Genomic DNA, 14375 nt, shown 5'->3' on the forward strand with positions numbered 1-14375 from the left:
ATCGTTATCACGGAAATTTTAAAAAAGAGGCGCAGTTCTCACCACGCCTCTTTGGTATTGATTCACAGTTTACTGCTGCAAAACTACTTTCAGCACCTTGCTGTTTTCAGCATTCTCCAGGAATATGAAATAAGTAGCTGCTGCAAACTGACTCAGGTCATAATGGAGTTGATTAGGCCCCATTACGGAAGCACCTTGATCTTCCATCATCAGCCTTCCATTGATATCCCGAATCTGAACCAGATACCTGCTGTCGTAGGATCCACTGAATTCAAGGGTGATCTGATCTTTGGAAGGATTCGGATAAACAATTGCCGTGAATGCTTCTTCAGTTACATTCTCATCTTCAAACTTCACGGCCTTGCTTGCGGAAGCTTTGCAGCCGTTGGCATCCGTAACTGTTACCAGGTAGGTTTGATGCACCAATGGTACACCGTTGCAGGTTCCCACACATTGGGTTGTCGCAGAGGTATTCCAGAGGTAGCTATAACCCGGCGTGCCACCGGCAGGATTGGCGGTAAGTGATCCGCCTGCAAACGTTCCTGAAATGGAAACAGTGAGTGAAGCAGCAGGTTGAGTAATGGTAACAACCGTCTGCGCAGTGCATCCATTGGCATCGGTAACTGTAACGGTATAATTTCCTGCTGCGAGGTTGATAATATTCGCAACAGTTCTGCCATTACTCCACAAATACGAATAGGGAGAAGTGCCACCTGATACAGAAACATTAGCACTGCCATTGCTTTGTCCGCGACACTTCACATTAACCTGGCTGGTAGTTAGAACGATAGGTGCTAACACGTTTACCGTAGCATTGATAGACGAACCTGTGCAAGTGGCAGTAGATGGTGTAACAGTAAATGTCACCATCTGACTTGTAGGAGTGGTATTGGAAAGAATTCCTGAAATATTCCCACTGCCGCTGGATACAATACCCGTCACATTCGACGTGTTGTTACGCGTCCAGTTGAAGGTCGTTCCGCCCACTGATCCGCTGAGCACGATTGGAGTGATGGAAGTACCTGAACAGTTGAGTGTCTGACTGGAAGGAGTTGATATTGCATCCGGTACCAGGTTGAATGAAATGGAAACATCATCGGTAGAAGCCGTGCACGGAGGATTGGAGATGGTCCATCTCAATACATAAGTTGATCCTGCTGTTCCGCTGAACGCAGTTCCTTCATCACTGTCATCCACAAATGATCCACCCACACCCGACACCACACTCCACTGACCCGTTCCTACGGAAGGATCGTTGGCAGCAAGCGTTACGGAAGTCAGGCCACAGGTTGATGCTCCTGTTTGATCGGGCCCTGCATTGGCAGTAGTTGGATTTTGATTGAAAGTAATGGTAACGTCATCAGTGGAAGCAGTACAAGGCGCATTGGAGATTGTCCAGCGCAACACATAAGTTGATCCTGCTGTTCCGCTGAACGCAGTTCCTTCATCACTGTCATCCACAAATGATCCACCCACACCCGACACCACACTCCACTGACCCGTTCCTACGGAAGGATCGTTGGCAGCAAGTGTTACGGAAGTCAGGCCACAGGTTGATGCTCCTGTTTGATCGGGTCCTGCATTGGCAGCAGTTGGATTTTGATTGAAAGTAATGGTAACATCATCAGTGGAAGCAGTACAAGGTGCATTGGAGATGGTCCATCGCAATACATAAGTAGATCCTGCTGTTCCGCTGAACGCAGTTCCTTCATCGCTGTCATCCACAAATGAACCACCCACACCCGACACCACACTCCACTGACCCGTTCCTACTGAAGGATCGTTGGCAGCAAGTGTTACGGAAGTCAGGCCACAGGTTGATGCTCCTGTTTGATCGGGCCCTGCATTGGCAGCAGTTGGATTTTGATTGAAAGTAATGGTAACATCATCGGTGGAAGCAGTACAAGGTGCATTGGAGATGGTCCATCTCAATACATAAGTTGATCCTGCTGTTCCGTTGAATGCAGTTCCTTCATCACTGTCATCCACAAATGAACCACCCACACCCGACACCACACTCCACTGACCCGTTCCTACGGAAGGATCGTTGGCAGCAAGTGTTACGGAAGTCAGGCCACAGGTTGATGCTCCTGTTTGATCGGGTCCTGCATTGGCAGCAGTTGGATTTTGATTGAAAGTAATGGTAACATCATCGGTGGAAGCAGTACAAGGTGCATTGGAGATGGTCCATCTCAATACATAAGTTGATCCTGCTGTTCCGCTGAATGCAGTTCCTTCATCACTGTCATCCACAAATGAACCACCCACACCCGACACCACACTCCACTGACCCGTTCCTACGGAAGGATCGTTGGCAGCAAGTGTTACGGAAGTCAGGCCACAGGTTGATGCTCCTGTTTGATCGGGTCCTGCATTGGCAGTAGTTGGATTTTGATTGAAAGTAATGGTAACATCATCGGTGGAAGCAGTACAAGGTGCATTGGAGATGGTCCATCTCAATACATAAGTCGATCCTGCTGTTCCGCTGAATGCAGTTCCTTCATCGCTGTCATCCACAAATGATCCACCCACACCCGACACCACACTCCACTGACCCGTTCCTACTGAAGGATTGTTGGCAGCAAGTGTTACGGAAGTCAGGCCACAGGTTGATGCTCCTGTTTGATCCGGTCCTGCATTGGCAGCAGTTGGATTTTGATTGAAAGTAATGGTAACATCATCGGTGGAAGCAGTACAAGGTGCATTGGAGATGGTCCATCTCAATACATAAGTTGATCCTGCTGTTCCGCTGAAAGCAGTTCCTTCATCGCTGTCATCCACAAATGAACCACCCACACCCGACACCACACTCCACTGACCCGTTCCTACTGAAGGATCGTTGGCAGCAAGTGTTACGGAAGTCAGGCCACAGGTTGATGCTCCTGTTTGATCGGGTCCTGCATTGGCAGTAGTTGGATTTTGATTGAAAGTAATGGTAACATCATCGGTAGAAGCAGTACAAGGCGCATTGGAAATCGTCCAGCGCAACACATAAGTTGATCCTGCTGTTCCGCTGAATGCAGTTCCTTCATCACTGTCATCCACAAATGAACCACCCACACCCGACACCACACTCCACTGACCCGTTCCTACTGAAGGATCGTTGGCAGCAAGTGTTACGGAAGTCAGGCCACAGGTTGATGCTCCTGTTTGATCCGGTCCTGCATTGGCAGCAGTTGGATTTTGATTGAAAGTAATGGTAACATCATCGGTGGAAGCAGTACAAGGTGTATTAGAAATCGTCCAGCGCAACACATAAGTTGATCCTGCTGTTCCGCTGAATGCAGTTCCTTCATCACTGTCATCCACAAATGATCCACCCACACCCGACACCACACTCCACTGACCCGTTCCTACTGAAGGAGCATTGGCAGCAAGCGTTACGGAAGTCAGGCCACAGGTTGATGCTCCTGTTTGATCGGGTCCTGCATTGGCAGCAGTTGGATTTTGATTGAAAGTAATGGTAACATCATCGGTAGAAGCAGTACAAGGTGCATTGGAGATGGTCCATCTCAATACATAAGTTGATCCTGCTGTTCCGCTGAACGCAGTTCCTTCATCGCTGTCATCCACAAATGAACCACCCACACCCGACACCACACTCCACTGACCCGTTCCTACTGAAGGATCGTTGGCAGCAAGTGTTACAGTTGTCAGACCACAGGTAGAGAATCCTGTTTGATCCGGACCCGCATTGGCAACAGTTGGGGAAGGATTAACATCTACTTCATAATTTGCAGAAGTTCCTTCGCATCCGAACTCATCTGTATAAGTTACTGCGATAATTCCAAGTATGGCAGCACCCCAATCAACACTCACGGTGTTGTCTGTTGGAGTATAGTTGTCGGCTCCTGAGACACTCCAGGAATATCCAAAATTGCCGGCTTCTGTAGTATAAATCACACCGGTTGAAAATTCGCACACATCGTTATCTCCGGATACAGTTGGAACCGGTAATTCATGATCATGGGATACCACAACTGAATCAATGACTACGCAGCCATTAGTATCTGTTACCGCAACGGTATAGGTTTCCCCGTCTGAAAGTCCTGTTGCCATGGCCGAGGTTTGCACCGGCATGGTATTCCATGAATAAGTAACTGTACCAACAGCACCACTGACATTCACAGTAGCTGAACCATTATTTCCTCCGAAACACGTAGCATTGGATACATCAATTCCGGTAATGGCAATAGTGCATGATCCTGTACAGGACCCTGAAGGTTGGAATCCAGGATCTGCATCTCCGTCAGTACCAGATGTGAGATAAGGAGAATAGGTAACACTGCCGGAAATTTTTGATGCAACAGTAGGAGCATCGGTTGTTCCAAACCAGTTACAGGTAGCGCCTACTGTACTGAGTGTGTTGTTGATGATGGCTTTATTAGCAAAGGAACCACTCAGATCATTTTCATGAACATCAACCGCTGTTGGCGTGCTGTTTATTTTTCCGAATTCACCAAAACGCAATCCGTTCTGTGGGCCATTTATTACATTATTTAATACATCTACATTCGTTAGTGTGGCAGGGAATGTATTGTAAGAGGGACTGTCATCCCTTGCTTTAATTGTTACGGCACATGGTGACTCCACGTGAGAAGAAGGACCCGGAGCACCGCAATCTGTAATTTCATTATTTTGAATAGTGATATTTGAATAACTTGAAAACTTGAGGTTAATATCTATACCTGCATTAAAGTTATAGGTAGGATCATAACCACTTGAATCCATTCGGATGTTTTCAATCAGCGCATTACTTAGTTTTTCAAAGTACATTCCCTTCTGCCTGTTATAGCTGAAGTCTGAGTTACGGATGGTTACATCGTCAAAAATGGGTGTGCCTCCTACAGTCTCCATGGAGGCATAAAATCCCTGCGTGTTTCCGTGAACTTCGCAACCATCCATTAAAAAGTCAGTAACACCTACACCTGATCCAATTCTGACACCGATAATGGTGTTGGATAATGTGCAGTTAAGGATATCAAGCCCACTGGTGCCGGTGGACAAATCCACTGCACTGGTGCAACTCGAATCAATAACCAGGTTGACAAGGTCGATTCCCGCAGCGGACGTAAGGATTCCGCGGGTGAATTTAATCACTGTTAAATCTGACACAGCAACATTGGGTGATGAAATAGTAATTCCATTTCCATTACATGCGGAAGTTGCTCTCAAAATCGTATTGCCGGCACCTTCACCATTCAGCGAAACTGATTTATTCACGGTTACATTTTCGAGGAATGTTCCTGCGGTTGCTGTGATTGAATGACCACCCAGGGTTTGTGCATCATCAATCGCTGATTGTATCGTACAGAATGTCTCGCCTGAATTTGAATTATAAACGTAACCATCACCACCCAAGGGCCCAACATCGCGCGTATTGATTGTATTGCTTAAAATGTTTCCTGATAAGGTGATACCACAGGCGATAGGAGAGTTGCCTCTTCCAAAGTAGCTATCCGCTACATTATTTTGATCTCCGTCACCGGGATAAGGAGTATGACCTGCCTGGCGCTGAATACCAACATCACAACCGCTCACATCATTGGAGCTTACGGTATGATTTGTTCCTTCCACCACAATTCCAAACCCTTCACTGGTGCTGGGCTGCGTGAAGCCTGAGACGGTATTGTTCTGTATTACAACCCCAGTTGGTATATCAACATTTTCTGGCAATACACCTCTGCGGAAAGCAGCAATACCGGCAATATCACGTGCATCAACTATTGCCGTAGTTCTGGATACATCATTATCTTCCACTACTATGCGACCTGCGCCTGTTGTTTCACCGGAACCATTCGGGTTTTTAATTTCGATACCAAAGCGGCCATTGTTCAAAAGCGTATTCATATTGACAAGGTTTTCGCCGGGGCCTTGCAGTCCCACCAATCCGATACCGTTGTCGCCGTTGTCGTGAATATTGTTGTTGGTCATTGTAACCCCTGAAGCAGTGCCATCCTGTAATTCAATACCACAACAGTTGTTGCCAAATACATGACAGTTGATGATGGTAATATTTGTCTTCAATCCATTCCAGATTACAATTCCACGTGCACCAATGGTATGGCCAGTAGAAGTAACGGAGTCAATCGTTACATTATCTACCGGACCGTTTGCATAAAATCCACTGCCACCCACATTGTTTTTAATGGTGACGTGTTCAACCAGGAGGTTGCTGTTACCACCAATCCCATAAATGCCTGCATCTGTGTTTCCATTGGCACCTGCAAAATTCTGAACAGTTAATTTTCTGATCGTTACATCTGTAACTCCGTTGTTGATCAAAATACCTCTGCCGGTTCCAACCAGGCCTGTGCCGGTAAGCACACAATTACTTTCATTCACACCTTGAAGTGTGAGTGATTTATTAATGACTACTCTTTCATTGTAGGTAAATTCACTTGCTTCGATCACATCTCCTGCAGTAGCTGCATTCACAGCGGCCTGGATAGTTTGATAAAAGGTGTTTTGGGTCAGGTTATGAACCGGCACGAAATAAATCAGTTCACCTGTACATGCCGCATCCGGCTTGTGGAACAATGCACCTTCCAGTGCAGTGCGTTGTGTAAAGTTCATGGCAGAAGGAAACTGCAATCCTGAACCTACATCAAACTTATTGTTTTGGATATCATACCCCTGGCTCCAGCAAGCCATCGTAGTGGGCCAGCCACCTGTATCGGGATAATCGGTTGGATTGGTGGCCGCATTGCTGCTTCCGGTTTGATTATCAAGGCGGATAAACTGAGCGATCATTGGATTAAATTCATTGGCATTGGCCATGCTTCCACCAATGGTAAAGGTGCCAAAAGAAGCGGCATCGCTGTCGTGGTTATAAAATCCTATAGCTGTTCCGCCACTCGTTCCTGATCCATTGAAAGTGTTTCTCGTAAAGGAACCATCAACTGTAGTTTGTACAATGGTGTTGGAATTGGAGCTGATTGATTTTGTATTCTCAGCAATGTGAATGTAGCTGGTAGATCCTGCAAGAGGGGTAAAGGAATTGCTGTCAATACTCACTGACCGGTAATTTTCTAAACTAACCGCCCATTGGTGATTAATAAATGTATTACCATGAACCGTGGTGGTTTTCGCCTGTTGATTATTTTTTAATCTTAAAACTGCAGTACCGGGAGCTGAGGTATTGGCGAAGGTTGCATCGAATATGTTTGCGGTAACGTTAATATTACCTGCACCTGCATTGTGTTCGACCAGTTCGATTCCACCGCCGTTGAAATTGTTATTGGTAACATTTATATTTCCATTGCTGCCAAATCGTACCAGTATGTCGTGATTGATGGTTTGCAAGGTGTTGCCTGAAAATGTTCCACCACCTTCATCCACTGAAATGGCAGATCTGAAAAAGCTGCCGGGAAGTGAACCGTTCACCGTATTGCCTTCAAACGTAATGCTGTTTACGCCTCCAGATGCTACCCTGTAGTTTGTAGTGCCTGTATAATTGATGCTCACAGCGTTTCGGTCTCCATATGAACCTGCGGGAGTGCCATAGGCATCAATGACGTTGTTGCTTATAACAATGTTATCAAGTGTAACAGCGCTTGCGATAACAGCACTTCTTAGTTTTGAAAGGTCTACATTAAAATGAATGTTATCGATGGTAACACCATCCACTGATACATCAAACAATGTTGGTTTACCCGTTACCGAACCTGTAAAATTGACGGTGGGTTGTGACAGGCCAACACCTTTAATAATTACACTTTTATTAACCAGCACCTGTTCGTTGTAGTTGTTGCCCGGATTTACTTCGAGTGTATCTCCGTTAAGTGTTTGCGCATCGTTGATGGCAGCCTGGATAGAACAGAATAGTTCACCGGTGGTGGTGTTCATCACCAGACCATAAGAACCACTTCCGGTAACGGTGTTGTTGTTTATCGTGTTGCCACTGTAGGTATTGGTTCCGTCAATAGTATTGCCGCAAGCCACGGGAGCATTGCCACGTCCGAAATAATTGGCCGATGAGCCATCATTCTGATTAGCATCACCAACATTGTTTACCACATAGTTTGCATTAGGATGGGCGCCACCTTGTTCCTGCACACCTACGTCATTGTTGTTAATAATATTACTAACCACTGAATGATGGGTTCCTTCAATCACAATACCATATCCTTTACTTTCAACGCTGCCGGGATTTAGTTGCTTGTACCCATCGACAGTGTTTCCTGTTACCACCACTCCCGTTGGAACGTCCGGATAGCCACTGGGATTTCCTGATTCGAATCCGCGGCGATAAACGGAAATGCCAGCATGATCGCGGTTATTCATTATAGGTGAAGCGGTGAATGTTACATTGTTGTTTTGAATAACAATGCTTCCTGTACCACTTGTTTCTCCATTGCCATTCGGGTTCTTCAATTCGATACCAAAACGGCCATTGTTTGCAACCGTGTTGGTGGAAATCAGGTTAGGTCCTGTCCCACCGGTAAAGCCGATGACCCCGAATCCATTATCACTATTATCGTGAACATTGTTGTTGGTCATTGTAACCCCTGAAGCAGTTCCATCCTGTAATTCAATACCACAACAGTTGTTTCCAAATACTTCGCAGTTTGTAATCGAGATATTTTGTTTGAGTCCGTTCCAGATCACAATACCCCTGGCAGCTCCGGCTACAGCCGTGTGACCGGAAACAGTCAAGCTATCATACGTCACTGTATTGACTGGTCCGTTTGCATATAAACCACTTCCACCTAAGTTATCCTTTATAATACAACCTGTTACCGTCAGGTTGTTATTTGATCCAACCGCATAAATACCTGCATACGCATTTGGACTTGCACCTGCATAATTCTTTATAGTAAGATGTTTTATAGTAACATTGGTAATGCCGGAATTAATGGTGATACCTGAACCTGTGCCTGCTAAGCCTGTGCCATCAAGCACACAATTATTTTTATTCACACCTTGAAGTGTGAGTGATTTATTGATGACCACTCTTTCATTGTAGGTAAATTCACTTGCTTCAATCACATCTCCTGCAGTAGCTGCATTCACAGCGGCCTGGATCGTTTGATAAAAAGTGTTTTGTGTAAGGTTATGGACGGGCACGAAATAGATCAGCTCACCTGTACATGCCGCATCCGGCTTGTGGAACAATGCACCTTCCAGTGCAGTGCGTTGTGTAAAGTTCATGGCAGAAGGAAACTGCAATCCTGAACCTACATCAAACTTATTGTTTTGGATATCATACCCCTGGCTCCAGCAAGCCATCGTAGTGGGCCAGCCACCTGTATCGGGATAATCGGTTGGATTGGTGGCCGCATTGCTGCTTCCGGTTTGATTATCAAGGCGGATAAACTGAGCGATCATTGGATTAAATTCATTGGCATTGGCCATGCTTCCACCAATGGTAAAGGTGCCAAAAGAAGCGGCATCGCTGTCGTGGTTATAAAATCCTATAGCTGTTCCGCCACTCGTTCCTGATCCATTGAAAGTGTTTCTCGTAAAGGAACCGTCAACTGTAGTTTGTACAATGGTGTTGGAATTGGAGCTGATCGATTTTGTATTCTCAGCAATGTGAATGTAGCTGGTAGATCCTGCAAGAGGGGTAAAGGAATTGCTGTCAATACTCACTGACCGGTAATTTTCTAAACTAACCGCCCATTGGTGATTTATAAATGTATTACCATGAACCGTGGTGGTTTTCGCCTGCTGATTATTTTTTAATCTTAAAACTGCAGTACCGGGAGCTGAGGTATTGGCGAAGGTTGCATCGAATATGTTTGCGGTAACGTTAATATTACCTGCACCTGCATTGTGTTCGACCAGTTCGATTCCACCGCCGTTGAAATTGTTATTGGTAACATTTATATTTCCATTGCTGCCAAATCGTACCAGTATGTCGTGATTGATGGTCTGCAAGGTGTTGCCTGAAAAGGTTCCACCACCTTCATCCACTGAAATGGCAGATCTGAAAAAGCTGCCGGGAAGTGAACCGTTCACCGTATTGCCTTCAAACGTAATGCTGTTTACGCCTCCAGATGCTACCCTGTAATTTGTAGTGCCTGTATAGTTGATGCTCACAGCGTTTCGGTCTCCATAGGATCCTGCGGGAGTGCCATAGGCATCAATGACGTTGTTGCTTATAACAATGTTATCAAGGGTAACGGCGCTTGCGATAACAGCACTTCTTAGTTTTGAAAGGTCTACATTAAAATGAATGTTATCAATGGTAACCCCATCTGCTGATACATCAAACAATGTTGGTTTACCCGTTACCGTACCTGTAAAATTGACGGTAGGTTGTGACAGGCCAACACCTTTAATAATTACACTTTTATTAACCAGCACCTGTTCGTTGTAGTTGTTGCCCGGATTTACTTCGAGTGTATCTCCGTTAAGTGTTTGCGCATCGTTGATGGCAGCCTGGATAGAACAGAATAGTTCACCGGTGGTGGTGTTCATCACCAGACCATAAGAACCACTTCCGGTAACGGTGTTGTTGTTTACCGTGTTGCCACTGTAGGTATTGGTTCCGTCAATAGTATTGCCGCAAGCCACGGGAGCATTGCCACGTCCGAAATAATTGGCCGATGAGCCATCATTCTGATTAGCATCACCAACATTGTTTACCACATAGTTTGCATTAGGATGGGCGCCACCTTGTTCCTGCACACCTACGTCATTGTTGTTAATAATATTACTAACCACTGAATGATTGGTTCCTTCAATCACAATACCATATCCTTTACTTTCAACGCTGCCGGGATTTAGTTGCTTGTACCCATCGACAGTGTTTCCTGTTACCACCACTCCCGTTGGAACGTCCGGATAGCCACTGGGATTTCCTGATTCGAATCCGCGGCGATAAACGGAAATGCCAGCATGATCGCGGTTATTCATTATAGGTGAAGCGGTGAATGTTACATTGTTGTTTTGAATAACAATGCTTCCTGTACCACTTGTTTCTCCATTGCCATTCGGGTTCTTCAATTCGATACCAAAACGGCCATTGTTCGAAATCGTGTTGGCCGATATCAGGTTAGGTCCTGTACCACCGGTAAAGCCGATGACCCCAAATCCATTGTCACTATTGTCGTGAACATTGTTGTTGGTCATTGTAACCCCCGATGCCGTTCCATCCTGTAACTCAATACCACAACAGTTGTTTCCAAATACCTCGCAGTTTGTAATCGAGATATTTTGTTTGAGTCCGTTCCAGATTACAATACCCCTGGCAGCTCCGGCTACAGCCGTGTGACCGGAAACAGTCAAGCTATCATACGTCACTGTATTGACTGGTCCGTTTGCATATAAACCACTTCCACCTAAGTTATCCTTTATAATACAGCCCAACACCGTAAGATTATTATTCTGCCCTACTGCATAAATACCCGCGTAAGAGTTAGGAGCGTTGCCAGCGTAGTTCTTAACAGTAAGGTGCTTAATCGTCACATTGGTAATTCCTGAATTAATAATAATTCCCGAACCGTTACCGATTAAACCTGTCCCATCAAGCATACAGGTTACTTTATTAGTACCTTGTACCGTAAGTGATTTATTCAATACTACCCGCTCGTTATAGGTACCCGCGCTTGCCTGGATCACATCGCCTGCAGTAGCTGCATTTACTGCAGATTGGATAGTTACATAGTATGCGGACGTGTTTAGATTTTGAACAGGTCCGATTACGGTTACATCAAATTCGCAGGAATCTCTATTCCCAACGGGATCTATAGCAATCCATTTAACATGCGTGATTCCGAAGTTAAATACCTGGCCTGTTAAGGAACTTAAATTGGTTCCTGAAGAAGCTCCTGATAAGCTGGCTTTTAAAGAAGTAACGGTGCCACAATTATCCGTGGCTATAGCATTGAACTCATTGCCAACGGAGGTATATGTTGGAGCTCCCGTATCACTATTTCGGGATGCGTTTCCTGGACATAGCGTAAAATCAGGTGCTTCATTATCAGTGATGGTGATATCATACATGCATTCTTCAGTATTACCGCTGGCATCTATGGCTGTCCAGGTAATTTGTGTAGTTCCTTTATTAAGAATTTCACCTGAAAGGGTGCCACCTCCGCTTAAGCTTGTGGCACCAGTGCCGGTATATGTTAATGACGTAAGAAAGCAATTGTCGCTCACTTCCGGATCGAACTCACTGTTTTGTATCGTATAGGTGCATATATCAGGATCAGTGGAACCACTCTTATTGATACAATTCGTAAATGCCGGAAACTCATCATCACTGACAGTGATCATATTGGAACAGGAAAGCATATTGCCGCAATCGTCGGTAATGGTCCAGGTTACAATGGTTGTACCCACCGGATAGTAATCAGATGCATCGTCCGTGCCATTCCAATCATTGGTAATGCTTACTTCATTGCATGGACCATTTTCTACAGGCGAACCCACATTTACAAAAACGCTGCAGGTTCCGGGATCAGTAGCAGCACTTGCAGGATCATTTGCACAGGTAATTGCGGACGCCAGCGGATCAATTAAAATGTTATCCAATGATATAGAGCCGCTGCCGGAAGCAAGAAGGAATTTAAGATCTGATATTACAGCACCAGGCGTGGTAACCGCTTTGTCATCAAATACTTTAGTGGTTCCCACCCAAACATCCATCTTGTCGTCTCCGATAGTCTCGGCGGATCCTGACGGACTGATATAAGTAATAAGGGTGCCTGAATTATTCATTGTCCAGGTAATACTTTGCGGACTTGAAAAATAGGCTGATACCGCACCGGAGGTAACATCACGTAACCGGAACTGACCACTGGTTGATCCATAGTCAATCGCGATGCGGGAATAGGTATTGGGGTTGGTTTCCGGAGTAATAGCGTTGCTGAAGTCCTGACCGGTCTTCAACTGTGCCACACTGTTGGTAAGTCCAGATGACGTGGTGGAAAGTGTAAATGAATAACTGAGTGATGTGGGAGGTCCGGAGAAATTTGCAATCCGGGAAAAAGTAGCATTCCCTGCAGACCGTGTGAAAACAAGCGCATTCGAAGCTGCTGAAGCCGACGCGCCACCGGATACGCTGATAGCAGTAAACTGATGGTTGTTCGGAGTCGCGCTTACATATTGCGATAAGGGGTTACCTCCGGTAAAATCCTGCTGAAATAATTGTGCAAGCGCGTTTTGACTGGCAATAAAAAGAAGTAGAGTAACCAGGATGCTCAGCTTAGTGCTGCGGTAGAAGTTCTTTTTCATAGTTTGATGTTTAAGGTAATTAGAGACTAATAATATTTGTTTACTTATTTATCTATCTATTTATTTGTGTAATCTGTACTATTAAAACAGCGCTTTAACCCTTAACATAGGTTTTGCTTGTTGAATTTTATGTCTTTTGGAATTAATAATATTTCTATTCAATTATTTGTTTATCAATACTTTTAAAATCAAATAATATTCTTTGATTTTATTTTTATGAATCAAACAAATCATATTCAATTGCTAACAGGGCTGTCAACAGCGGGAACTTTCCCTTTTCCGGCTACGGGAAAGAAAGTTACATCATACCATTGGCGCTAAATGCCGTGGTGGTTTACAGCAATGCCTTTTGAAATTGTTGGTTTGCTATTTTTAAAAATTTGATAAATAAATGCTATCGAAAAATATAGCCTTTTTTCACACGCCTCCTGATAAATAATCGGTAATAATTGTTGTTCTATTAAGGCTGAGAGTTACGCCTTGAAGAATCAAACATATAAACTATTAATCCAATTAAAAACACATATTTCAATTGAATTCTTACTAACCGTAATTTAGTCATATCAATCTTGCATATTGGTTATAGGTAGTTTTAACCAAAGCTGATCCAGGTTCACTGAAGGTGATAGCATCACCTGTTGCGGTGCGGGTGCTATTCCTGTTCTTGTTCCCAATCTTACTACAGGGTTGCTTCACGTTATCAGATGTGCTGGCAGTATTCAGTTCCTGGAAATCAAATGCTGAATTACAACCATCAGCAGCAATTAATGTATATCCGAATCCAACTGATGGCCATTCGTTCTTCACCTGGATATGAAAAAGGAGATAGATGGTAATGCAATCGTACAGGTATACAATACACTCGGACAATCTGTATTTGCAAAAACAGGTCCCTTCGAAAATGGAGAAATGAAGAAAGAACTTTGGCTGCACAACAGCAATGGGGCAGGAGCGTGCCACCAGCCTGAATTGCATGGAATGAAACATTGCTTCCATAACACGAAGGCTTGCCCGTTCACTATTAATCATCGAAAACAGAATCAACTGGAACATACACTTGCCGGTGAGTTTCTTTACCTGAAAACCCACCTTGCTTTCAGCAGCAAGTATTTCCAATTGCGCGTCGGGAATTAATTCCAATAATTGTTTGACTGGTATTGCGCTGAATAGTTTGCATCATGATGAGGCGA

General features: G+C 44.7%; 2 protein-coding genes. Both read right to left on the minus strand.

What is annotated here, in order from left to right; genetic code table 11:
* Positions 1 to 69 precede the first annotated feature (69 nt).
* Entirely contained in the window at positions 70 to 13185 is a 13116-nt protein-coding gene (locus IPO83_03785) for a right-handed parallel beta-helix repeat-containing protein (GenBank protein MBK9730402.1), read from the minus strand.
* 558 nt (positions 13186 to 13743) lie between these two features.
* The gene (locus tag IPO83_03790; GenBank protein ID MBK9730403.1) at positions 13744 to 14325 is read right to left on the minus strand and encodes a hypothetical protein; all 582 of its coding nucleotides are present in this window, start codon (positions 14323 to 14325) and stop codon (positions 13744 to 13746) included.
* Between the last annotated feature and the right edge of the window lie 50 nt (positions 14326 to 14375).

Source organism: Chitinophagaceae bacterium (genome assembly GCA_016717285.1).
GTDB lineage: Bacteria > Bacteroidota > Bacteroidia > Chitinophagales > UBA10324 > JACCZZ01.

Excerpts from the sequence above, each read along its gene's own strand:
- IPO83_03785 (MBK9730402.1), bottom strand. The coding sequence starts at position 13,185 with ATGAAAAAGAACTTCTACCGCAGCACTAAGCTGAGCATCCTGGTTACT.